General features: G+C 43.5%; 19 protein-coding genes. 9 read left to right on the top strand and 10 right to left on the bottom strand.

Annotated elements, in window-relative coordinates:
* Positions 1-58 precede the first annotated feature (58 nt).
* The 6 genes from ACFQZI_RS03850 (at position 59) to ACFQZI_RS03825 (ending at position 8,803) form a co-directional block, all read left to right on the top strand.
* The gene (locus ACFQZI_RS03850; protein WP_377138644.1) at positions 59-2,113 is read left to right on the top strand and encodes a hypothetical protein; all 2,055 of its coding nucleotides are present in this window, start codon (positions 59-61) and stop codon (positions 2,111-2,113) included.
* A gap of 90 nt (positions 2,114-2,203) precedes the next feature.
* Complete coding sequence (locus ACFQZI_RS03845) at positions 2,204-3,052, top strand: endonuclease/exonuclease/phosphatase family protein (RefSeq protein WP_377138641.1); 849 nt, start codon at positions 2,204-2,206, stop codon at positions 3,050-3,052.
* A gap of 127 nt (positions 3,053-3,179) precedes the next feature.
* Positions 3,180-5,195, top strand: a complete 2,016-nt coding sequence (gene ligA / locus ACFQZI_RS03840) for an NAD-dependent DNA ligase LigA (protein ID WP_377138639.1) — start codon at positions 3,180-3,182, stop codon at positions 5,193-5,195.
* A gap of 8 nt (positions 5,196-5,203) precedes the next feature.
* Positions 5,204-6,178 (top strand): Gfo/Idh/MocA family protein, encoded by a 975-nt coding sequence (locus tag ACFQZI_RS03835; RefSeq protein WP_377138637.1) that lies wholly within the window; start codon positions 5,204-5,206, stop codon positions 6,176-6,178.
* A complete protein-coding gene (locus ACFQZI_RS03830) occupies positions 6,178-8,274 on the top strand; it encodes a M48 family metalloprotease (RefSeq protein ID WP_377138635.1) in 2,097 nt (698 codons plus the stop codon). Before ACFQZI_RS03835 ends, ACFQZI_RS03830 begins: the two co-directional genes overlap by 1 nt.
* A gap of 19 nt (positions 8,275-8,293) precedes the next feature.
* Positions 8,294-8,803, top strand: coding sequence for a hypothetical protein (locus tag ACFQZI_RS03825; RefSeq protein ID WP_377138633.1), 510 nt, complete (start codon positions 8,294-8,296; stop codon positions 8,801-8,803).
* A gap of 27 nt (positions 8,804-8,830) precedes the next feature.
* Here ACFQZI_RS03825 and ACFQZI_RS03820 read toward each other — a convergent pair whose 3' ends face one another.
* On the bottom strand, positions 8,831-9,010 hold the full coding sequence (locus ACFQZI_RS03820; RefSeq protein WP_377138631.1) for a DUF6496 domain-containing protein: 180 nt from the start codon (positions 9,008-9,010) through the stop codon (positions 8,831-8,833).
* Positions 9,011-9,666: 656 nt separating this feature from the next.
* On the opposite strand from ACFQZI_RS03820, the gene ACFQZI_RS03815 reads away from it, so the two are divergent.
* The gene (locus ACFQZI_RS03815) at positions 9,667-10,167 is read left to right on the top strand and encodes a DUF695 domain-containing protein (RefSeq protein ID WP_377138629.1); all 501 of its coding nucleotides are present in this window, start codon (positions 9,667-9,669) and stop codon (positions 10,165-10,167) included.
* Positions 10,168-10,605: 438 nt separating this feature from the next.
* Here ACFQZI_RS03815 and ACFQZI_RS03810 read toward each other — a convergent pair whose 3' ends face one another.
* The 6 genes from ACFQZI_RS03810 to sucD form a co-directional block, all read right to left on the bottom strand.
* Positions 10,606-10,812: a cysteine-rich CWC family protein gene (locus tag ACFQZI_RS03810; RefSeq protein ID WP_377138626.1), complete on the bottom strand. Its 207-nt coding sequence runs from the start codon at positions 10,810-10,812 to the stop codon at positions 10,606-10,608.
* 164 nt (positions 10,813-10,976) lie between these two features.
* The gene (locus ACFQZI_RS03805; RefSeq protein WP_377138624.1) at positions 10,977-13,355 is read right to left on the bottom strand and encodes a ribonucleoside-diphosphate reductase subunit alpha; all 2,379 of its coding nucleotides are present in this window, start codon (positions 13,353-13,355) and stop codon (positions 10,977-10,979) included.
* 145 nt (positions 13,356-13,500) lie between these two features.
* Complete coding sequence (locus ACFQZI_RS03800; RefSeq protein WP_377138621.1) at positions 13,501-14,475, bottom strand: ribonucleoside-diphosphate reductase small subunit; 975 nt, start codon at positions 14,473-14,475, stop codon at positions 13,501-13,503.
* Between the two features lie 678 nt (positions 14,476-15,153).
* Positions 15,154-15,528: a methionine-R-sulfoxide reductase gene (locus ACFQZI_RS03795; protein WP_377138618.1), complete on the bottom strand. Its 375-nt coding sequence runs from the start codon at positions 15,526-15,528 to the stop codon at positions 15,154-15,156.
* A gap of 291 nt (positions 15,529-15,819) precedes the next feature.
* Positions 15,820-16,254, bottom strand: a complete 435-nt coding sequence (locus tag ACFQZI_RS03790; protein ID WP_377138616.1) for a hypothetical protein — start codon at positions 16,252-16,254, stop codon at positions 15,820-15,822.
* Positions 16,255-16,377: 123 nt separating this feature from the next.
* Positions 16,378-17,256 (bottom strand): succinate--CoA ligase subunit alpha, encoded by an 879-nt coding sequence (gene sucD, locus ACFQZI_RS03785; protein ID WP_377138613.1) that lies wholly within the window; start codon positions 17,254-17,256, stop codon positions 16,378-16,380.
* Positions 17,257-17,470: 214 nt separating this feature from the next.
* Between sucD and ACFQZI_RS03780 the strand changes: the two genes are divergently transcribed.
* Positions 17,471-18,472, top strand: a complete 1,002-nt coding sequence (locus ACFQZI_RS03780) for a hypothetical protein (protein ID WP_377138610.1) — start codon at positions 17,471-17,473, stop codon at positions 18,470-18,472.
* Positions 18,473-18,526: 54 nt separating this feature from the next.
* Here the strand turns inward: ACFQZI_RS03780 and dctA are convergent, their stop codons facing one another.
* From dctA to ACFQZI_RS03765, 3 genes are all read right to left on the bottom strand, one after another.
* Complete coding sequence (gene dctA / locus ACFQZI_RS03775; RefSeq protein ID WP_377138608.1) at positions 18,527-19,759, bottom strand: C4-dicarboxylate transporter DctA; 1,233 nt, start codon at positions 19,757-19,759, stop codon at positions 18,527-18,529.
* Positions 19,760-19,863: 104 nt separating this feature from the next.
* A complete protein-coding gene (locus ACFQZI_RS03770) occupies positions 19,864-20,703 on the bottom strand; it encodes a sulfite exporter TauE/SafE family protein (RefSeq protein ID WP_377138605.1) in 840 nt (279 codons plus the stop codon).
* An 89-nt stretch (positions 20,704-20,792) separates the two neighbouring features.
* Complete coding sequence (locus ACFQZI_RS03765) at positions 20,793-21,245, bottom strand: DoxX family protein (protein ID WP_377138602.1); 453 nt, start codon at positions 21,243-21,245, stop codon at positions 20,793-20,795.
* A 48-nt stretch (positions 21,246-21,293) separates the two neighbouring features.
* On the opposite strand from ACFQZI_RS03765, the gene ACFQZI_RS03760 reads away from it, so the two are divergent.
* Entirely contained in the window at positions 21,294-23,132 is a 1,839-nt protein-coding gene (locus ACFQZI_RS03760) for a UbiD family decarboxylase (protein ID WP_377138599.1), read from the top strand.
* Positions 23,133-23,565 lie beyond the last annotated feature (433 nt).

Genomic DNA, 23,565 nt, shown 5'->3' with positions numbered 1-23,565 from the left:
CGGGTATGGATGATATGCGCTTTCCTATACTTTTCACCAATTACTCTGTACTCAATTAATGTCGCTAACCTGGGGAACTGTTTCGGGGTGGTGGGCGCCTGCCTGCATGATATTAGGCTTGCTTTATGCCTGGCTAATGTACCGCAAACCGGTGCAACTGGTAAAGGGCGTGCGCTATGCGCTATTCGCATTCAGGGCATTTGTAGTAAGCTTTTTAGCGCTGTTGCTGGTGTCGCCCATGGTAAAATCAACCAAATACTTGCCGCAAAAACCGGTGGTACTGATAGCGCAGGATAATTCGCAATCTATAAAATTGTTCGACAAAAGCCGCCTTTCTCTCTCAGCCCTTAAAAAAGAACTTGGCGATAGCTACGAAGTCCACGAGTTTAATTTTGATAAGGATCTGCATGATAGCCTGTCTAACAAATATGATGGGCGGCAAACGGATATTTCATCTGCCCTGCACCAACTTAACGAGCGTTTTGTCAACCGCAACATCGGCGCGCTGGTTCTGGCAACCGATGGTTTATATAACTTGGGTACCGACCCGCAGTATGAGGCCCGCAATATCAAAACCAGCATTTACGCCATCGCCCTTGGCGATACCGTTCCGCGGCGCGATCTGGTTATCAGCAATGTCAACTATAATAAAACCGCTTTTTTGGGGAATGACTTTGAGGTAGAAATATTGGCTGAGGCTTACCAGAGCAAGGGCGAACAAATGCGCTTAAGCATTACACAGGATGGCAGGCAGGTACACGCCCAAAACATCGCTATTAATTTGGCGGCGTTTAAAAAAGTAATTCCCGTAAAATTGAATGCTGATAAAAAAGGCATCCGTAAGTTTACCATCAGCCTTGCCCCGGTAAAAAACGAGCTATCGGTACAAAACAATACCGAAAACATTTATATAGATGTGCTGGACGCCCGCCAAAAGATCCTGCTGCTGTATGACGGCCCCCACCCCGATCTGGCTGTAATTAAGCAAGGCATCGAAAGCAATAAAAACTTTGAGGTAAAAACCAGCCTGGTGAGCGATATTGGCCCGCTTAAACTTGCCGATTACAATATGGCTATCCTATACCAATTATCGGCCGATAGCTATAGTAAATTGCAGCCCCTGCTGCAAAGTAAAACACCCGTTTGGTATATAGCGGGTACACAAGCAAACCTATCGGCATTTAACAGCGCACAAAAAACGGTTAAAGTAACCTCTAACAGCCAGGAAATTCAGGAAGCTTTTGCACAACCGGTTAGCACCTTCTCGGCATTTACGCTCACAGACTCCACAAAAAATAAAATAAGCAAATTACCGCCATTGGTTGCCGCGTTTGGCAGTTATGCAGCATCTGGTACGGCCTCCACATTGCTAAAACAAAAGATAGGAAATGTGGAAACCGCCTACCCCCTTTTGGCTTTTAGTGACGAAGGCGGCCGCAAATCGGCGGTACTAACAGGCGAGGGTATCTGGCGCTGGCAACTGGCCGAGTACCGCGAGCACGGCAACCACCACGCGGTAGAAGAATTGCTAAGCCAAACTGTACAATACCTAACGGCTAATGCCAACCGCCAACGCTTTAGGGTATACGCATCCAAAAACGTTTTTGATGAAGGCGAAAATTTGCTGTTAAACGCCGAGTTATATAACGACGCTTTAGAACTTATTAACACACCCGATGTAAAGATCAATTTAAAGAGCCAATCGGGTAAAAATTACAGCTTTCTGTTTACGCGCAGCGGGCAAAGTTACCAGCTAAATGCAGGCACTTTACCAATTGGCGAGTATACCTACCAGGCCACTACAAGCATTGGCAAACAGGCATTTACTGCTAACGGGCAAATAACTGTTAAACAGCTTAATTTAGAGGCCCGCCAAAGCACGGCAAATCATCAGTTGCTGCGCGGCATGGCGGCACAGTCGGGCGGGAAAATGCTGCTGCCATCGCAACTCACTCAACTGGCCAGTTTGATTCGCAAAAACGAAAACATCAAAACCGTTGTTTATGAAGACAAGCACTACAGCGACCTCATAGATGTGAAATGGGTTTTCATATTGATACTATTGCTGCTGAGCGCCGAATGGTTTTTAAGGAAACGGGAAGGGGAAGTTTAGTGTCCCGATAGCTATCGGAAAATGTGAGCAGTTCACTGTCAATCGTTGAAATAACTTACGTTATTATTATTACATACTACAAATACCTATATGAAAATCAAACTAACACTAATTGTACTGCTAATTACAGCTACGGCGACATTTACCAAAGCACAACAGTTTAACATTGGTACATACAACCTGCGTAATGCAAATAAGGGCGACTCTACAGCCGGCAATGGCTGGGGCGAACGCTACCCCTGGGTTGCAAGGCTTATTCAATTTCAGGACCTGGATATATTTGGGACACAGGAAGCTAAGTACCACCAACTGACAGAACTTACCGACAGCCTGCCCGGTTACAAATGGGTTGGCGCAGGGCGCGATGATGGTAAACACGGCGGCGAACACTCGGCCATATTCTATAAATCAACCCGGTTTAAATTGTTAAAAACAGGCGATTTCTGGATGTCGACAGTTACCGATAAACCCAACAAAGGCTGGGATGCTGCCCTGCCACGTATATGTACCTGGGCGCAGTTTAAAGAAACCAAAACCGGGCTGGTATTTTATTTCTTTAACCTTCATATGGATCATATTGGCGTAGTGGCCCGCCGCGAAAGCGCTAAACTGGTACTTCAAAAAATAAAGCAAATGGCAGGTAGCATGCCAACCATTTTAACCGGCGACTTTAACGTAGACCAAACTTCAGATAGTTACGCGGTGATCAACAACTCGGGGGTACTTAAAGATAGCTATGTGCTTTCGCCTATTAAACTTGCGCCAAGCGATACCTTTAACGAGTTTAATGCCAATACAGCAGGCGATAAACGCATCGACCATATTTTTGTAACCAAACAATTTAAGGTAAAACGCTACGGCATTTTAACCAATACCTACCACGGCCGTACCCCGTCAGATCATTACCCGGTAGTGGCTGTGATGGAATTTATAAAATAGCACCTTGTTCATGGTTCATGGTAAACATTATCTATACAAATTGTTGTTTCCGCTCTTGCGAAATAAGAGCTATGAACTATGAACCATCATCTATGAACCATCACCTAAAAAAACTATCTTCGCTAACATGTCGCCTACCGAAGCTAAAGACCAAATTAAGGCCCTTACTGCCGAGCTAAGACAGCACACTTATAACTATTACGTGCTGGCTATGCCCACTATATCCGATTATGATTTTGACCAAAAGCTGGAGCAGCTGAGCAAGCTGGAAAAGCAGTTCCCCGAGTTTTTGGACCCCGAATCGCCAACGCAGGTTGTTGGCGGCGAAGTAACCAAAGAGTTTGTAACGGTTAAGCACCGCTGGCCTATGCTGTCGTTAGGCAACACCTATAACGAGCAGGAACTTATTGATTTTGACCAGCGCATCCGCAAGGCTATAGGTGATAATTTCGAATACGTTTGCGAGTTGAAGTTCGATGGTTTATCCATGAGCCTTACTTACGAAAATGGTAAGCTTGCCCGAGCCGTTACCCGTGGCGACGGTACACAGGGCGATGAGGTTACTACAAACGTCCGTACAATACATACCATCCCAAAAAAACTGGAGAAAGGCGATTACCCCGATCTGTTCGAGATCCGTGGCGAAGTGTTTATGCACCTTAAAGCCTTTGAGCGATTGAATAAAGAGCGCGTAGATAATGGGGAAGTGCCTTATGCCAATCCCCGTAACTTTGCATCGGGCACCATGAAACTGCAAGACTCGGCAGAGGTTGCCCGCCGCCCGCTGGATTGCTTTTTATACGGGTTGTATACTGAGAAAACATTATTTAAGACCCATTGGGAAAGCCTCGAGGCTGTAAAAAGCTGGGGGTTCCATGTAGATGATCACAGCCGGTTAGTGAGCGATATTAACGGCGTACTGGAGTTTATTAACCATTGGGATACCGAACGTCATCACCTGAGTTATGATATTGACGGTATCGTAATAAAAGTGAACAACTACTCGCAGCAGCAGGAACTTGGCTTTACCGCTAAATCGCCGCGCTGGGCTATCTCCTATAAATTTAAGGCAGAACGTGTCGAAACCGAACTACTTGCCGTTACCTACCAGGTTGGGCGCACAGGCGCGGTTACGCCGGTTGCCAATTTAAAGCCGGTGCTGCTTGCAGGTACAACCGTAAAACGCGCCACCCTGCACAATGCCGATGAGATAACCGAACGCCTTAAACTGCACGAACACGATACTGTTTTTGTTGAAAAAGGTGGTGAGATAATCCCCAAGATCATCAGCGTCAATCTCAATAAACGCCAACCCGGCGCAAAGGCTATTGAGTACGTAACCCATTGCCCGGCCTGTAACACCAAATTATTACGTACCGAAGGCGAGGCAGCCTGGTACTGCCCTAATGATGAAGGATGCCCGCCACAAATAGTGGGTAAAATGCAGCATTATATTGGCCGCAAAGCCATGAATATTGACGGCCTGGGCGATGAGACAATAGAAACCCTTTACCGGCGGGATTTTATTAAGCGCATCAGCGATATATATATTTTATACCAGCTGGCCAATGAACTGAAACAGCTTGGGCGTTTTGGTGAGAAATCTATCAATAACATGCTGGATGGTATCGAAAAGTCTAAACAGCAGCCGTTCGAGAAAGTGCTGTTTGGCCTGGGGATCCGCTACGTGGGCGAAACGGTCGCCAGGAAGCTGGTGGCGCATTTTAAAACTATTGATAACCTGATGGCTGCGACTACCGAGGAACTAACTGCTGCCGAAGAGATTGGGAGCCGGATAGCCGAAAGCATTACCGAGTATTTTGCAGACGAAAGCCATCGCGAAGAAATTGAAAAACTCCGTGCGGCCGGTTTGCAGTTTATTGCAGAAGAGAAGGAAGTAACACTTGCCAGCGATAAATTGAGCGGACAAAATTTCATCATTTCGGGCACGTTTGAAAAATATTCGCGCGATGAGTTGAAGGATATTATTGAACAAAATGGCGGCAAGATCCTGAGCAGTATATCTGCCAAATTGAACTACCTGGTAGCCGGCGAAAATATGGGGCCTGCTAAATTAGAAAAAGCCAATAAATTGAATATACCTATCATCAGCGATGAGGAGTTGCTGGCGATGTTAAGCTAAAAACGTACATGACTAAAATTAATTGGGGCATCATTGGCTGTGGCAATGTAACCGAAAAAAAAAGCGGCCAGGCTTACAACAAAATAGAAGATAGCAAACTGGTTGCCGTAATGCGTCGCGATGCTGCCAAAGCTGCCGACTATGCCCAACGCCATCATGTAGGCAAATGGTACAACGATGCCGAAGAATTGCTGAATGATCCGGAGGTAAATGCCGTATCTATAGCCACCCCGCCAGCCTCGCATCTAGAATATGCCTTGCGCGCCATAAAAAAAGGGTTAAACATATATGTAGAGAAACCAGTCACCCGCAACGCGCAGGAAGCACAGGAAATGGCAGATGCCGTCCGCGAAAGTGGCGCTAAGCTTACCGTGGCGCATTATCGCCGCGCTTTGCCCATGTTTCTGCATGTTAAAAGCTTGATTGACAGCAATGCCGTTGGCGACATCCGTACGGTGCAGATACGCATGTGGAAGTATCAGAATCCTGATCCACAGGCCAATGTAGACAACTGGCGGCTTCAGCCTGAATTTTCGGGCGGTGGTTATTTTCATGACCTCGCCCCCCACCAGCTCGATCTGATGCTATATTATTTTGGCGAGCCCGCAAACTCAAGCGGCTACAGCCTTAACCAGGGCGGGTTTAGTCCGGCGGACGATCATGTTTGCGGACAGATCGTATTTAAGAACAAAGTAGTGGTAAATGGTTCATGGTGTTTCAACGTAGCCCCAAGCGAGGCGGTGGACAGTTGCGAGATCATCGGCACAAAAGGCAAAATAACCTTCCCGTTCTTTGGTACGTTTGTTACCCTAAAAAATGAGAACGGCGAAGAGACGGAGAACTTTACCCACCCCGAACATATCCAGCAGCCTATGATAACCAAAATAGTGCAGTACTTTAAAGGCGAAGGTCCCAATCCCTGCACTATTGATGAAGCTGTAGTTTTAATGAAGATAATGGATTCGTTTACTATCTTTAAGTAATGAACCCAACCTTATCGCTTCCACCTTTACCTGCCAATGCCGATAGAAATATCATCAAGCCGTCGGCGTCCTTTAATAAAAATGTGTACCGCTCTATTGGCGCGGTGCTGCTATTTGTTATAACGTATGTCATTTTGCTTTTGGCTGCAATTGGTTTAGCTGTGGCCTTTGGCGCATTGGGTGTAGCTATAATATCGGCCACTGCCAGTTTTTTAACACTTGTATTGGGTGCCGCGCTCATCGGGTCGGGCTTAATGCTAGTATACTTTGTTATTAAATTCATCTTCCAGCGCAACAAGGTTGATTACTCGGGTATGGTAGAGGTTACCGAACAAGAACAGCCGATGTTGTTTGATTTTATAAGACAGCTAACTGCGGAAGCAAAAGCACCATTCCCCAAACGCATTTTTTTAAGTGCCGATGTTAATGCCGCGGTTTTTTACAACTCCAGCTTTTGGAGCATGTTCCTGCCTGTCAGGAAAAATCTTACAATAGGGCTCGGGCTGGTAAACGCCCTTAATGTATCGGAGTTTAAGGCCGTGATGGCGCACGAGTTTGGTCACTTTTCGCAACGGAGCATGAAATTTGGCAGTTATGTGTATAACATGAACAAGGTTATCTACAACATGCTTTACGATAACGAGGGTTATGGCCGCCTGCTCAATTCCATGTCTAAACTCCACTCCTTATTCTTTTTAACCGCGAAGATCAATATCTGGATAATTACCGGTATGCAGTTTATATTGAAGAAGGTGTACGTTGTGCTTAACAAAACGTATATGCGCCTATCGCGCGATATGGAGTTTCATGCAGACGCCATGGCAGCCTACGTAAGCGGATCTAATCAGGTGATTACTTCATTAAGGCGGATAGATATCGCCCAATCTTGCTATAACGAACTGTTAAATTACTGGAGCGCGCAACTAAGTAAAAATAAGCGTTCGGATAATTTATACCCGCAGCACCTGGTGATGATGAATTATTATGCCATAAAAAACAATCTGGCACAGGATGTTAACGGGTTGCCTGTTATTACAGGTGCAATGGATGTGGCGAACGCCAGCCAGGTAATTATAGATGACCAATGGTCATCACACCCGTCCACTACAGACAGGGAGCATCACCTTAATATTATCGATCTTAAAACACCGGTAGTGCACAGCTCTGCCTGGTCGCTTTTTCATGATGCCGAAAAACTGCAGGTATTGCTTACCGATGATATTTACGCTTCTACATCAGCCACAGCCAAAACCGAAAGGATAGATAGTAGTGCTTTTAAAGAAGATTTTTATAAAGATGTTAATGAGTTTTTGCTCGATAAGATCTACGCCGGCTACTATGACGGGCGTTTCATTAATAACTTTAATGTAGACGAGGCTGTGGCTCTGGCGTCTTCCCAAAAAGATTTAACATTAGGTGAATTATTAAAAGAAACCAATACAAGCCTGCCTACCGCAACCGACCGCATGCAGCAGGATATATTTACATTACAAAACATAGTTGAACGTAAAGACATTAAAACTTTTGACTACAAGGGCAATAAGTACAAAAATAAAATGGCGGTAGATGTGGTGAAAGAGATAGAGCAACAGCGGCAGGAAGCTGTAAACAAAATTGAAGCACTTGATAAAAGCATTTTTATGTACGCCTATAACGTAGCTACGGATGAGGATAAGGCCTTGCTTGTTACTAAATACAAAAGGCTGTTTGCATTGCAGGACAATAGTGCTACAGATTTTGAGCTATACAATAACACCATGGCATACTTTAACAAAGTTTATAATACAATGCCTTATGAACAAATTACATCAAATCTTGCTAACGTTTACCGCGAGGAACGAAAATTAAAGCCCCGTATCAAAGAAATGATGGCCGACGAGCAAACCCGGCCTTATATTACAGGTGAACAACTTGCCGCTACGGAGAGTTATTTAGCTGCAAACCTGGTGTACTTTAACCATCCTACTTATGATAACGATGCTATAGTTACATTTAACGAAGGCGTAAGCGCATATATCTCGGCAATTGGGAAACGAAACTTTGAGGCTAAAAAAGATTTGTTAAGTTTCCAGGCGGGTATTGTTAAAGGCAATTAATTTTTTCATATTTAGCCAAATGAAAAAGTTTTTCATAATGTGTATTTTATCCTTTGCATTTTATGCGAATGGATGGGCGCAAACTTATGAAGTGCCTAAAGATTATCATTTTAACAAGCCCGAAGATTATACCAAATACGAACCAGACGTTATTAAAACAGCCGATTGGCTCATGCATACCGCCTGGGGTACCGAACCCGTAAAAACAGAAAAGGCTACCCAATTTATCCTAAAATGGTCGGAAGGGACGCCGGATGTGGTTATAGAGTTAAAGCAGGCCATCATGGACCTATCAGACACTAATCCACAGTTGGGGTTCATATACATGTCGCAGTTTTCTAAATACGCCATTCAACATAAAGGCGATTTTGATAAAACGCAGGCTAATTTAGTAGCGCTGAAAGCTCTAATGGATAAATACACCACCGAACCCTCACATAAGCGCGACAACGACGTAGAACGGCTAATACAGCTTACTAAAGAAAACCGTTTAGAAAACTGGATCAACAGCGAATTTTCATTCCAATAATGCCCCGATTTGGCGGCACACTACCTGTTAGTCTTTCTTTTTCTTGGGCACTTTAGCGCCTTCTTTACGTGCTTCAGATAACCCTATAGCTACAGCTTGCTTTTTACTGGTAACTTTTTTACCGCTGCCGCTTTTTAACTTCCCTTCTTTCATCTCGTGCATGGTCTCCTCAACCTTTTCACTTGCCTTTTCCGAATATTTTGCCATGGTAGTATGTATTGGTTTGTCTTAACCGTAGCAAAGTATTTGCCAGTTTTTACCACAGAGGACACGAAGAGGAAACACCAAGATCACGGAGATTTTCATAGCCCCTAAAAAAGTTATATTTTCTCTATCTTAGTGTAAAAGTCAATCTCATGCAATTTCTATTACGTTTAAAATCCTGGCAACTTTTTTTATGTATATGTCTACCTTTTGCGCTTCCATTAAGCGGAATTATTGGCGGTGCAACCCTGTTACTTGGTTGCCTGTTTTATTTTTCATGGGTGTATGAAATTGGCATAACAATTCGTTCATTGCTTCCTAAGCAACTAAAACCCAATTTAACTTATTTTAAAATAAGTTATTGCGTGAATTTAATTACATCTTTTATAGCTGTAATTTTCAATTATTTAAATCTGGATCCGTTTGATTATATAATTTTTTTACTGATAATCTTAGTTCCGTACATAGTTTCAGCGTTCTACTTTTTAAGCTTTACAGCAAGGATGCTCGAATCGGTGACAGAGGGTAGGCTTGTGGGAATAAGCCATTCACTAAAGATTTTTTTATGTTTTTGGTTTTTCCCTTTAGGTTTATGGTATATCCAACCTGCAATTAACAGGGCTTTAAATAACATACAATGTCAGGCACATTACTAAACTATGAAGTTATCTATTACCTCGCTTTTAATGTTGTGTTTAATAAGTTGTAATGCACAGTTTACCAAAAACGCAGGAGCACTGCCCGAAAAGTTCACCGTTGTAAAGGCAAAATTAGGTAGTGGTAAAGCGGCCGTAGGCTCCTTTAACATGGCTTATAAGAATTATAGTTTAAAGGAAAGCTACCCCTGGTGCCTTAAAATAAATATGGCATTAGATTTGAAAAATGTTACCGAAAATGGTTTACCTGTTAAGGCAGAATCAGACATTGCAAATAAATATGAAGATTACCTCATAAACAATATCCGTAAGCTTTCTACCACTCTTTACGTTGGGCACCTCTATAATGATAGCTTTTTGGATATTTATATTTACCTGGATGAGCCGGAAAAAGTTAATGAGTTTTTAAAGGCCGAAGTAGGCAAGAAAGATGTTACCCGCCAATTCGCATATGAAATAAAGGAAGATGCGAACTGGGAAACGGTGGCCGACTTTTTAATGTAGAAAACAAATTTTACATACAAAAGATGCAAAGCTTTCAATCTAATATCACGTTAAAGCAAATATTGATGGCTAAAACTCAATATTTGTATCTATCAATTGGTTTAATATTGTCTGTAGCTCTTTATTGCTTAATAAATTTTGTAAACATTTTATATGGTGGATGTCATTTGGAGAAGGTGCGAGTTCTGATGAAAAGTACCATTCAATAACAGCTCAACTGTATACGATATCACCGCTGGTTATTCTTTATATAATCTATTGTTTATTGGCTTATAAAAATCTGTCATCTAACAAGCTGTCACGGGTAAAGTCATTAATGATATTAACCACAGTTATGATAGCAATCCATTTATTCAGGCATATACTGTTTTTAGATATATTTTATTCTTGACCTTGTCAACGTGTAACTTTTAACGATAATACTTACCGCAGGTTTCTTTACAAACTCTCCTTATATTCCTTCTGCAATTCCAGCAGGCAGTTGGCACAAAGGCATCCATCATATAGCTCGCTTACATACTGTACTTCGTTGATGCTTAGCTGTACGGTACTGCACTGGCACTTGGTGTAGGCGTTAGCCTTGCACTCAAATGGCGCGCTGCAGCGGTCGCAGTGAAGTATTTCGTGTTTGGGTGAGGTGAGCATTGTTTTATAAGTCGCGAAAGTTGGTGAAGACCCAAAGTCCGGGAAGTGGTTTTGTTTAATTAAAAAGTCCGAAAGCAAAGATGGTAAAACATCTTCAACTTTCGGACTTGCGCGGAACTTCTGACTTTCCGACTAATTATAACTTATATGATGTATTAGGCTAATTATGCAGAACAGGTAACACAACCCTCTTCCATTGAGCAAGACGGGCCGGCCGGCATTTCTTCCTGGTTGCTGTTAGATACCACTTCGGGTATAACGGCTTCCATGTTTTTACCACCACCCTGGTTCTCAACTGTAAATTTAACCGCTTGCGATGCTGCTTGTGTACGCAGGTAGTACATACCTGTTTTTAAGCCTTTCTTCCATGCGTAGAAGTGCATTGAAGTAAGTTTAGAGGCATTTGGCGCGTTAATGAACAGGTTTAACGATTGCGACTGGCAGATGTAAGCGCCCCTATCGGCAGCCATATCTATAATGTTACGCATCTTAATTTCCCATACGGTTTTGTAGATATCCTTAATATCCTGAGGTATCTCGGCAATGTCCTGAATAGAACCGTTGGCGGTAATGATCCTGTCTTTCATTGAAGTATTCCAGATACCAAGGTTTACCAGATCGCGCAGCAGGTGTTTGTTCACAATAATAAACTCGCCACTTAACACACGGCGGGTGTAAATATTTGAGGTATATGGTTCAAAACATTCGTTGTTACCCAATATTTGCGAAGTTGATGCGGTTGGCATTGGCGCTACTAACAGTGAGTTACGCACACCATGGTTCATTACATCAAGACGCAGGTTATCCCAATCCCAACGGGTGCTGGCGGGTTTAACATCCCAAAGATCGAACTGGAACTTACCCTCTGATAAAGGCGAGCCTTTAAAGGTTTCGTAAGGTCCGTCTTTTATAGCCAGGTCTTTAGAAGCTGTCATGGCAGCAAAGTAAATGGTCTCGAAAATCTCTTTGTTCAGTTGTTTTGCCTCATCGCTTTCGAATGGTAAACGCAACAGGATAAAGGCATCGGCCAAGCCCTGCACGCCTAAACCAATTGGGCGGTGGCGCAGGTTAGAGTACTCGGCTTCGGCAACCGGGTAATAGTTATTATCAATGATCTTGTTCAGGTTCAAAGTAGCCTGGTAGGTTACTTCATACAATTTAGCATGGTCAAATTCGCCGTTGATAACAAAGCGTGGCAATGCTAATGAAGCAAGGTTACAAACCGCAACTTCTTTATCAGAAGTGTACTCCATTATCTCGGTACAAAGATTCGAGCTTTTTATAGTACCCAGGTTTTGCTGGTTAGATTTTAAGTTAGCAGCATCCTTGTATAATAAGTATGGCGTACCGGTTTCAACCTGTGCATCAAGCACTGCAAACCAAAGCTCCTGCGCTTTAATGGTTTTACGGCCGCGGCCTTCTTTTTCGTAACGCTCGTAAAGTTCTTCAAACTCTTTACCGTGGCAGTCTGCTAGGCCCGGTGCTTCGTGCGGACAGAACAATGTCCATTCCTCATTAGCTTCTACACGGCGCATAAACAGGTCAGATACCCAAAGGGCGTAGAAAAGATCGCGTGCGCGCATTTCTTCTTTACCATGGTTTTTGCGCAGGTCAAGAAACTCGAATATATCTGCATGCCATGGCTCTAAATAGATAGCAAAGGCACCTTTACGCTTGCCACCGCCCTGGTCTACATAACGCGCGGTATCGTTAAATACTTTCAGCATCGGGATAATACCGTTGCTGGTACCGTTTGTACCGCTGATGTACGAGCCTGTAGCCCTTACGTTGTGGATGCTTAGGCCAATACCACCCGCGCTTTGCGAAATTTTTGCAGTTTGTTTTAGTGTATCGTAGATACCCTCGATGCTGTCGTCTTTCATAGTTAACAAGAAGCACGACGACATTTGAGGTTTTGGTGTACCGGCATTGAAAAGGGTTGGTGTAGCGTGGGTAAACCATCGCTCGCTCATCAGGTGGTATGTTTTGATGGCGCTTTCAATATCTTCTTTATGGATACCAACCGATACACGCATAAACAGGTGCTGCGGGCGCTCGGCAATTTTACCATCTATTTTTAGCAGGTACGATTTTTCCAGGGTTTTAAAACCAAAGTAATCGAAACCGAAGTCGCGGTCGTAAATGATGCTGCTATCCAGGATGTCGGCATTATCACGGATGATAGCGTAAACATCATCGGCCAGTAAAGCGGCATTTTTACCGGTTTTTTTGTCAACGTATTCATACATACGTTTCATGGTTTCAGAGAACGACTTGGTGGTGTTTTTATGCAGGTTAGATACCGCTATACGCGAGGCAAGTAAAGCGTAATCAGGGTGTTTGGTGGTTAACGATGCTGCCGTCTCGGCTGCAAGGTTATCCAGTTCGGAGGTGGTAACACCATCAAACAAACCTTCAATTACTTTTTTTGCCACGTCAATTGGGTCAACCAGGTTAAACCCATAGCACAGTTTTTCGATACGTGCTGTGATCTTGTCGAATTTAACCGACTCTTTTCTTCCGTCTCTTTTTACTACGAACATTTTGCCACCTCCTTATTCCCTGCCAACCCGACAGGGGCTTATTTTATTTAGTTAATTAGTTATTGTTTTCTATTTGATTTCACCGATTTGGGGATGATTACACTGATTTGATTTTTCTTCCTAATCTCCAACCTCTAATCACCGTTTAGAAATCCTCGTCTAACGAGAATGCTTTGCTCTCTGCAGTGCTGTTCATTACGCCGCTTTTTTGGTAATCGCCAACGCGTTTTTCAAAAAAGTTGGTTTTACCCTGCAGGCTTATCATCTCCATAAAATCAAACGGATTTGTTGCATTATAAACTTTAGGGTAACCCAGTTCAGATAACCATCTGTCGGCAACAAACTCAATGTACTGGCTCATCATTTTGGCATTCATGCCTATGAGGCTTACCGGCAATGCATCATTCACAAACTCTTTTTCAATCTCCACCGCATCGGTAATGATTTTTGTAACCGCTTCGGTAGACAGCTTATTTTTAAGCATACCATAAAGCAAACAAGCAAACTCGCAGTGCGAACCTTCATCGCGAGAGATCAGCTCATTACTAAAGGTTAAGCCCGGCATTAAGCCGCGTTTTTTTAACCAAAAGATAGAGCAGAAACTACCGCTAAAGAAAATACCCTCTACCGCCGCGAATGCTACCAAACGCTCTGCAAAAGTTCCGTTGTTTATCCAGCGCAGCGCCCACTCCGCTTTTTTACCTACACATGGTACGGTATCAATAGCGTGGAAGAGGCGGTCCTTTTCGGCAGGGTCTTTAATATATGTATCAATTAAAAGCGCGTAAGTTTCTGAGTGGATATTCTCCATCATGATCTGAAAGCCGTAGAAGCAACGCGCCTCGGGTAACTGCACCTCGCTCATGAAATTGATAGCCAGGTTCTCATTAACAATACCGTCGCTTGCTGCAAAGAATGCCAGGATGTGCGAAATAAAATGACGCTCTCCATCGTTAAGCGCTTCCCAGTGCTTCATATCGTCAGACAGGTCAATCTCCTCAGCTGTCCAAAAACTGGCTTCGGCCTTTTTATACATTTCCCAAATAGCGGGGTATTTAATTGGGAGGATCACAAAGCGATCTTTGTTTTCCTTTAATAGTAATTCTGTTTCCTCTGCCATGTCTAACGGTCCTTATATATTATGTATTAAAATTCGTTGCCTGTTTAACCTTATCTTGTTGCTTATGTACCGGGCCGACAGCAGACAGGTATACCATGCGAGTATTTTTACTAACGGCGAAAAACTTATTTTCCGCATTTATTTTACTCACCTTTTACCCCTCACTAATCGTTTCTAAACTAATTTTAGTAGCACATTAGCCCATGTGTTATCATGGTCTTTTCTTTTCTGCCGCGATAGAAACACCTGCGACATAGATAGCGTTAAAAGAACTTCTAATTCAAAGATAGGTCAACATGCTATTTAATGTTAGTCTAAGTTTTTAACATCACCTATAAGTTGTCCACAAAACAATTTGACAACACAATATTATTATGGGATGACAAAAAAATTAAGCGGCTAACAAACAACGCTTTACAAGACAATAAGACTGGCTATTATCAATTAGAAAATAAAAAATCATAAAAACTTGCAGGATATAAACACGTTATCAACGGCCCTTAAACTCAACAGAATACCTAAGCTAAAAGGCCTTAAAAAGGGCATTTTAGCGCGCCGAAAATTTAACATTGGGTGACTGATTATTTAACAAAACCACATGTGGAAAACAAAAGATCTCCGCCAAAAAAATTGGACGGAGATCTTACTTTAGTGGGTTTTACAACCTGCCGTATTGACTTATTTTTTCAATTCGTCAACAGGAACAAATTTCATAGAAAGAGAGTTTACACAATGCCTTGTATTTTTGGGCGTAAGGTACTCCCCCTCAAAAACGTGCCCCAAATGGGCTCCACAATTGGCGCACAAAATTTCGGTACGGCGGCCGTCAGCATCGGTCTCGCGCCTTACGGCGCCGGGTATCTCATCATCAAAGCTTGGCCAGCCACAGTGTGATTCAAATTTAGATTCGGAAGTGTAGAGCGGCGTATCGCAACGCTTACAAACGTAAACGCCCTCAGCCTTGTTATCCAGCAGCGCACCGGTAAACGGGCGCTCGGTACCTTTATGCAGTATGATATATTCTTCTTCGGGTGTTAATTGATTATATGCCATGTTATTGATTATGATTAAATGATTTTGAGAAAGATTACACCTATTATAGCACTGTTTCAAAAATTACAAATCAGTATATATTATTTCTTCCTTCTATATAAATATACGACAATTTGGGGACAGATTTTGTTTGTGGGATAGATGTTTACATGGGTTTGACAAGCATTAGGGTGAGCGGTTGAACCGGATGATATTTCTTAGTTATCGCTCTGTTAAATAGCTTACATCTTAACCAAGGCCTAACAAAAAATCCCGGTCAAACTGACCGGGATCCTTAACTAAATTTTTAAGTTAAATTTTCTTAAACTGAATTACTGTAACAGCTTTTGCATAGTCGGTGCCACCGTTATCCATTTCCTCAACAGTCCAGGTCATAGTGCTTGAGCCGTTAAACACAACCTCAAACGACTGATTTGCCACGTTTAACATTATCTTGTTATTAACGTTGGTCATATTGTATGCGTAGGTATCATCCGAAGATCCCGAGGCTTTAAGACTTGTGCTATTGATAAACTGAAAGGTTTCGCCTTTGTTCGAATCGGAGTTGTCGGTATCAATCACCTTACCCGAAGCATCGTAATAAGTAATAGTTGTGCTTTGTACAGCCCAGGTACCGATGATTTGACTTTTAGCGTCGGCTAATCTATCTTCAGGAGATTCATCCTTTTTACAGCCAAACAACACGACAGAAAAACAAAGAATAAGTAGTAATGATTTTAATTTCATAGTGATTAGTTTCTACTTAAACATCTTTTTTCCTATAAAGTTCAGCCCCCCTAATCAAAAAATCCCGGCCAAAACATGACCGGGATTTCCTATATCTTGAATCTTGATTTTTACGTCTTGATTCTATTTCACTTTCGCTAACTCCTCTGCCATGGCAGCGCCAATTTCAGCGGGAGATTCTACTACACGGATACCACACTCGCGCATGATCTTCATTTTAGCGGCAGCAGTATCGTCGGCACCGCCAACAATTGCACCCGCGTGGCCCATACGGCGTCCCGGAGGCGCGGTCTGACCAGCGATGAAACCAACAACCGGTTTAGTACCGTTCTCTTTTATCCAACGGGCAGCGTCAGCTTCCATACCACCACCAATCTCACCAATCATGATGATACCGTGGGTATCCGGATCGTTCATTAACAATTCAACAGCTTCTTTGGTTGGGGTACCAATAATTGGGTCGCCACCAATGCCAATAGCGGTGGTGATACCTAAACCGGCTTTAACAACCTGGTCAACCGCCTCGTAAGTAAGCGTACCCGATTTTGAAACCACACCAACGTTACCCTTTTTAAAGATAAACCCAGGCATAATACCAATTTTGCTTTCGTCGGCAGTGATAATACCCGGGCAGTTAGGGCCAATCAGGCGGCTGTCTTTATCAGCCAGGTATTCTTTAACCTCAATCATATCCTTTGTAGGGATACCTTCGGTTATACATACAATCACTTTAATACCGGCTTCGGCAGCTTCCATAATAGCATCTGCACCAAAAGCAGGCGGAACAAAAATGATAGATACATCGGCACCTGTTTGGTCAACCGCATCTTTAACAGTATTAAAAACAGGTCTGTCTAAATGGCTTTGGCCACCTTTACCAGGTGTAACACCACCAACTAACTGTGTACCATAAGCAATCATTTGCTCAGCATGGTAAGTACCTTCTTTACCGGTAAAACCCTGTACTATAACTTTAGAATCTTTGTTTACGAGAACGCTCATCGGCTTTTTAGTTTTTGTATGGCAAATCTAAAGTTATTGCCTTTAAAGTCAAATTATATTTTGTAACCAACAGCATTTTTACTTACATATGTCGCGCGCCTAAATACTCGTGGCTTGCCAACATTTCATATACCGCAAATAAAATGCTGTATGTAAACTGTAACCTTTACTTAACATCTTTTGGTTAGTTTAGCGGCACATTACTACCTCACTTATGAAAACATACAAATACTTCGTGTTAAGCATAGCTCTGTGCGTGCTTTTTTCTCCTTATGCAAACGCCCAGTTTGGCGGCCTGGGCAAGAAACTATTTGATAAAGGCGCCGAAATGGCATCAGGCGGCGGACTGAACAAAATACTAAAACAGCCCCAGGCCATTACCACCAGCTTTAACGATGTAAACAAAACCGGTTCAAAACCTCCATCCTTTTTAGAAGGGCAACAACCGCAGCCGTTATACCTGCTGCCAAAGGCACTTGCGGGCGGCTTTAAGCTCTGTGCCGGTTTTTTTGAGATGACCTGTAAAAGCTATTGTTTGCATGCCGGCACCCGTGGCCCAAGCAAAGGCGATGGCTACATGCTCGCCCCTGTCCTAGGCCCCAAAAGCGCGGTTGTAATACGGATACTTAAAAGCGCCGAAACACACCCAAATGTTAGACAGCACGATATACAGGTATTGCTTTGGGCAATTATTGCACGCACACGGTTTGTAGATATGGGCGCAGATATTAAGCTAACGGCAACAACTTTGCTTACAACCCAGGAACTGCTTATGCTGGAGGGTGGCGCGTTGGGCGTATTACCTGCAAACCTTATGGATAAAGCCAAAGGCCAGTTACCACCAGCCGTACAGGCGGTTTTTGAGGCTGAAAACAACATCCGTAGATTGGCGGCATCGGGTAATTCATCGTACGAAGAAATGGAAAGATATGCGATACTGGCCGGCCTGGCACCACAACCAGACCCTGATGTACCATCGGGCATATGGTCTTTGCACCCGGATGGTTATTATGTCCGTTATTCCCCAAGCAGCTATTCTGTTACCAGGGTACAGGTGTACGTTCCAAAAGAACTTATTAGCACCAAGCCCGATCTGGTTTATGACGGCCCTAACGGTATTGCCTGCCCGGCTAACGTGGGTGCTCAGCGCCTTGCTCAAACCAATGAGCCCTTAAACCCCGACTATACCAAAAAACTAAATATAATATGCAAATAATTAAAAAGGCCGGATGTTTATCCGGCCTTTTTAATTTGAAGTTCTGATGAATACTTAGTCACTTAATTGCTTAACAAACTCCCCCTCACTCTTGGCTATTACAATAGTAGCCACCCCATTGCCTATTATATTAGTGATGGCGCGTGCTTCGCTCATAAAGCGGTCTACGCCTAAAAGTATTGCCACGCCTTCTACAGGGATAATTTTGATAGCGGCCAGAGTTGAGGTAAGCACAATAAAACCACTGCCGGTTACGCCTGCCGCGCCCTTTGAGGTGATCATGAGGATGCCGATAATGCTGAGTTGTTGCTCAATAGAAAGATCTATCTTAAACACCTGCGCCAAAAATATAACCGACATAGACAGGTATATGGTAGTACCATCTAAATTAAAAGAGTATCCTGCGGGGATCACCAAACCCACTACCGATTTAGAGCAACCAAATTTCTCCAGCTTTTCCATCATTCCCGGCAGGGCCGATTCTGATGATGACGTCCCCAGTACGATCAATATCTCTTCTTTGATATGCTTTAAATATTGCCATAAACTAAACTTAAACACATAACAAATAATATTGAGTATCACAAATATGAACAGGAACATGGTAAGGTAAACCGACCCCATCAGCAAAGCCAGTGGTTTAAGCGTAGCCAACCCGTAAGTACTGATGGTATAAGCCATTCCCCCAAACGCGCCGATCGGCGCCACCTTCATCACCACTTTCATCATATTAAAGAACACTTTAGAAAGCTTATCAAAAGTGACAATAACAGACTTCCCGGTTTCGCCCATCCGGCTTAGCCCAAAACCAAACAGGATGGCAAAGAATAGCACCTGTAAAATATCTCCTTTGGCAAAAGCCTCGAAGGCATTGGTTGGCACAATATGGGTTATAAAATCGCCCCATTTCATTTCGCTGCCGGCCTTTTCATAGGCAGCAAGCTTGGCGGCATCAACCTTAACGTGGTTGTTGATGAAATTTGCGCCCGGCTTAATGATATTAGCTACCGCCACGCCAATAATCAGCGCCGTTGTAGTAACCAATTCAAAGTAAAGAAGAGCCTTCCCTCCAACGCGGCCAACCTTTTTCATATCGCTCATGCCGGCAATGCCCAGCACAATGGTGAAGAAAATGATGGGTGCTATCAGCATCGTTATTAGGCTGATGAAGATCTTGCTAATCATTTGCGCCGTTGGCGCGAAACTTTTGAAGTATAAGCCAATCACAATGCCCAATATTATGGCAATAATAACCTGAAAGGTGAGATTGCTAAAAAGGCGTTTCATGGATTGGTGAGTAGTGAATAGCTTATTAATGAATGGTTGTTAAACTTGGGATAAAAGGTAAATATAAAAATTAAAACTGCTTACCATTCTCTATTCGCCACTCACTATATTTTCCCCGTTATCCCGTTATAGATCATTTGGCTGGCCAAAAAGGTTACTACTATGGCAAACACCCAACGTAACCAGCGCGATGATTTAGTGTGGACAAGTATCTTTGACCCCGTTATAGCACCGAAGAGAACGCCTATAACCACCGGCATGGCAATACCCGGGTCGATATATCCACGTTGCAGGTAAACAACCGCGCTGGCCGCGGCGGTTACCCCTATCATAAAATTACTGGTGGTGGTTGATACCTTAAAGGGAATGCGCATAATGGTATCCATAGCCAGTACCTTTAACGCGCCCGAACCAATACCCAATAGCCCCGAAATAGTACCCGCGAAAAGCATCATAAAAAAGCCGCCGCTTACACGGGTAACACCATAATTCACCTGTACACCATTACCATCGGGATAACTGCCATAGAGCTTCAGTTTGGCGGCCAGGTAGGTCGGCTCGGTTAATATGTTCTCCGCTTTTTTACGAAGCGACATCAATGCCGAAAAAATGAGTATCACCCCAAATAATATAGCAATATATTGCACCGGGATATAAACGGCTATTAAAGCGCCGAACAAGGCGCCTATAGTTGTGGCAATTTCTAAGAACATACCCAGCCGAATATTAGTGATACCCTCTTTTACATAAGCTGCTGCCGAGCCCGATGAAGTTGCTATAACGGATACCAATGAGGCACCGATGGCATAATAAATATCAACACCCAGCACAAGCGTAAGTAACGGTATAATAACTACGCCCCCGCCAAGGCCGGTAAGCGAACCCAGCAAGCCCGCGAAATACGCGCCGACAAGTATAATTATGGTAAAAACAAGTACCGACATAGAGGCTGGTATAATTAACAGCCAAAAGTAATATAACTTTTTTAATGATTAAAAGGAAGTAAATCTATCGTCTTACTTTTTTTAAGCGGCTAATGCATCACCCCAAAAAAGTAAACCCAGGCAATAAAAAACAATTGCAGCGGCACCCTGAACCAAAGGTAGTTTAAGCCATTGCCGCATATATCCGGTTTCTCCAGGTTCACCTTATTTTGAGCGGCGTAGATATTGGCAGGCAAAAGCAGCACTAAAAATACAATTACAAACCAGGCTACAGGTTGGCGTATGGTTTTCACCAGCATGCCTATTGCTGCCAGTATCTCCACATAGCCGGTAATATGTACTATCGCTTTTTTGTAAGGGATAAAGCCCGGCACCATCAATACCATTCCATTGGTAAATTTAAAATGCGCCGTAGCCGCGAAAATGAGCATCACACCCATAGCCAGCCTTCCGCAGAAATAATAATCGGGTGGGTGGCCGGCAATAAATGTAGCCGCGCTACTTACGCCAAACACGGCCAGCAAAACTATAAGCGGTTTCATAAGCTAAATATCGTTAAAACATTAAATGTATAATATCTTTGAGGCCAAATGGGATACAATAGTTTACATGCTTGCATTACCGACCTTGAAAAGAACGGCCACCTCATCCGCATTAAGGAAGAGGTTGACCCTTACCTGCAAATGGCTGCCATACACCTGCGTGTTTTTGAGCACGAAGGCCCGGCCATATTGTTCGAGAATGTAAAAGGGAGCAAATTCCCCGCGGTGTCAAATTTATTTGGTACGCTGGATAGGTCGCGGTTTATTTTTAGGGATACGCTTGATAAGATCAAAACATTGGTGGATATTAAAAACGACCCGATAAAGGCCATTAAGCATCCTTTTAAATATGCTAATACAGCTTTAACAGCACTATCGGCTCTGCCCATGAAAGTGCGTAAGGATGCTCCCATAAGTTTCGGGAAAACAACTATAAGCGAGATACCCCAAATAGTAAACTGGCCTAAGGATGGCGGCCCCTTTGTAACTATGCCACAGGTTTATACCGAGGATGCCGATATGCCAGGCATTATGAATGCCAACCTGGGTATGTACCGCATTCAATTAGGCGGTAACGATTATGTGCAGGATAAAGAGATAGGTTTGCACTACCAGTTGCACCGTGGTATTGGCGTACACCAAACCAAGGCCAATGCAAAAGGCCAACCATTAAAGGTGAGCATATTTGTAGGTGGCCCGCCTGCGCACCCGGTTGCCGCTGTTATGCCCCTGCCCGAAGGTTTAAGCGAAATGACCTTTGCCGGTGCATTGGGTAACCGCAGATTCAGGTATTTTTACGATGCCGAAGGTTTCTGTATTTCTGCCGATGCCGACTTTGTGATAACCGGCACCGTAATGCCAATGGAAAATAAACCGGAAGGCCCCTTTGGCGATCACCTGGGATATTACAGCCTTGCCCACCCCTTCCCGCTGATGAAGGTACATAACGTTTATCACAAAAAAGACGCGATATGGTCGTTCACGGTGGTTGGCCGTCCGCCGCAGGAGGATACCAGTTTTGGGGCATTAATCCACGAGATAACAGGCAATGCTTTGCCTAAAGAAATCCCCGGCCTGCATGCTGTTAACGCGGTTGACGCGGCCGGTGTACACCCGCTTTTATTTGCCATTGGCAGCGAACGCTATACTCCTTATGTAAAAGAACGCCACCCTGCGGAACTCATCACAATTGCCAATCATATTTTAGGTAAAGGGCAATTAAGCCTTGCTAAATACTTATTTATAGCTGCTAAAGAGGACAACCCTGCTTTAGACGTCAACGATATAGGCGCGTTCCTGAAACACATCCTGCAACGCATAGACCTAACCCGCGACCTGCATTTCCATACCCGCACTACTATTGACACGCTCGATTACAGCGGCGAAGGCCTAAACAGCGGTAGTAAAGTAGCTATTACCGTGGCAGGCGATATTAAACGCGAACTATGGAACGAGTTGCCCTCAACCTTTACCCTGCCGCGCCCTTTTTCCAACTATAAAATGGTAATGCCGGGCGTATTGGCTGTAGAAGTACCAAAGAACATCCGCACCAGCGATATGCCCTTGATGCTGGAGATATTGCAGGAACATTTCGCCGAAGCCCAGTTGACAGGTTTACCGTTGATGGTTTTATGTGACGATGCGGCTTTCACCGCGCAAAACCTCAACAACTTTGTATGGGTAACCTTTACCCGCAGCAACCCAAGCCACGATATTTATGGCATCAACAGCTTTACCGAACACAAACATTGGGGCTGTAACGGCCCGCTCATAATAGATGCCCGTATCAAACCACACCATGCCCCGGTATTGGAACGCGACCCGGACGTGGAAAAATTAGTGGATAAAATGGGTGAAGCTGGTGGGGTGTTGCATGGGATAATCTAAAACATAGCCTTTAAACGGCTGTCCCTTTGAGGGAAGCGCAGCGACGAGAAATCTTATTAGATAATACAAGTCGGCGATCAATTCTTCGTTAGGAATGGGTTTGCTTTATTAATCGCCTGTGAATGTTCATTTCTTTTTTGTCGCAAAAAAGAAACGAACCAAAGAAAAAACACGCGGCTGTCCAATAAGCTACGAAAGACTGTGCTTTGGCAGGTACGGTGTTTCCGCTTATTGCAAGGCCGCATTAGGACGTAGGCGTTCTGTTCGTCAGGCTATAATTTAAATTTAAAAAATCTTTAATTCGATAAATTCGGGTTCAGACAAAATGGCGACGAGTTTTAAACTCATCGCTACGATAATAAAATCCCATCAATCGAAATTGTCCCATGAATCCCGGTTCAGACAATCATCTGCACATTTGCATATCTGCATA

It is taken from the genome of Mucilaginibacter lutimaris (assembly GCF_042676625.1).
Classification (GTDB): domain Bacteria; phylum Bacteroidota; class Bacteroidia; order Sphingobacteriales; family Sphingobacteriaceae; genus Mucilaginibacter; species Mucilaginibacter lutimaris.
Note: the sequence above shows the minus strand (reverse complement) of the source record. Positions and strands in the feature narration are given on the sequence as shown.

Bases quoted from the DNA above. Each gene is read 5' to 3' on its own strand.
- ACFQZI_RS03850 (WP_377138644.1), top strand. From the start codon at position 59: ATGTCGCTAACCTGGGGAACTGTTTCGGGGTGGTGGGCGCCTGCCTGC.
- ACFQZI_RS03845 (WP_377138641.1), top strand. From the start codon at position 2,204: ATGAAAATCAAACTAACACTAATTGTACTGCTAATTACAGCTACGGCG.
- ligA (WP_377138639.1), top strand. From the start codon at position 3,180: ATGTCGCCTACCGAAGCTAAAGACCAAATTAAGGCCCTTACTGCCGAG.
- ACFQZI_RS03835 (WP_377138637.1), top strand. From the start codon at position 5,204: ATGACTAAAATTAATTGGGGCATCATTGGCTGTGGCAATGTAACCGAA.
- ACFQZI_RS03830 (WP_377138635.1), top strand. From the start codon at position 6,178: ATGAACCCAACCTTATCGCTTCCACCTTTACCTGCCAATGCCGATAGA.
- ACFQZI_RS03825 (WP_377138633.1), top strand. From the start codon at position 8,294: ATGAAAAAGTTTTTCATAATGTGTATTTTATCCTTTGCATTTTATGCG.
- ACFQZI_RS03820 (WP_377138631.1), bottom strand. From the start codon at position 9,010: ATGGCAAAATATTCGGAAAAGGCAAGTGAAAAGGTTGAGGAGACCATG.
- ACFQZI_RS03815 (WP_377138629.1), top strand. From the start codon at position 9,667: ATGAAGTTATCTATTACCTCGCTTTTAATGTTGTGTTTAATAAGTTGT.
- ACFQZI_RS03810 (WP_377138626.1), bottom strand. From the start codon at position 10,812: ATGCTCACCTCACCCAAACACGAAATACTTCACTGCGACCGCTGCAGC.
- ACFQZI_RS03805 (WP_377138624.1), bottom strand. From the start codon at position 13,355: ATGTTCGTAGTAAAAAGAGACGGAAGAAAAGAGTCGGTTAAATTCGAC.
- ACFQZI_RS03800 (WP_377138621.1), bottom strand. From the start codon at position 14,475: ATGGCAGAGGAAACAGAATTACTATTAAAGGAAAACAAAGATCGCTTT.
- ACFQZI_RS03795 (WP_377138618.1), bottom strand. From the start codon at position 15,528: ATGGCATATAATCAATTAACACCCGAAGAAGAATATATCATACTGCAT.
- ACFQZI_RS03790 (WP_377138616.1), bottom strand. From the start codon at position 16,254: ATGAAATTAAAATCATTACTACTTATTCTTTGTTTTTCTGTCGTGTTG.
- sucD (WP_377138613.1), bottom strand. From the start codon at position 17,256: ATGAGCGTTCTCGTAAACAAAGATTCTAAAGTTATAGTACAGGGTTTT.
- ACFQZI_RS03780 (WP_377138610.1), top strand. From the start codon at position 17,471: ATGAAAACATACAAATACTTCGTGTTAAGCATAGCTCTGTGCGTGCTT.
- dctA (WP_377138608.1), bottom strand. From the start codon at position 19,759: ATGAAACGCCTTTTTAGCAATCTCACCTTTCAGGTTATTATTGCCATA.
- ACFQZI_RS03770 (WP_377138605.1), bottom strand. From the start codon at position 20,703: ATGTCGGTACTTGTTTTTACCATAATTATACTTGTCGGCGCGTATTTC.
- ACFQZI_RS03765 (WP_377138602.1), bottom strand. From the start codon at position 21,245: ATGAAACCGCTTATAGTTTTGCTGGCCGTGTTTGGCGTAAGTAGCGCG.
- ACFQZI_RS03760 (WP_377138599.1), top strand. From the start codon at position 21,294: ATGGGATACAATAGTTTACATGCTTGCATTACCGACCTTGAAAAGAAC.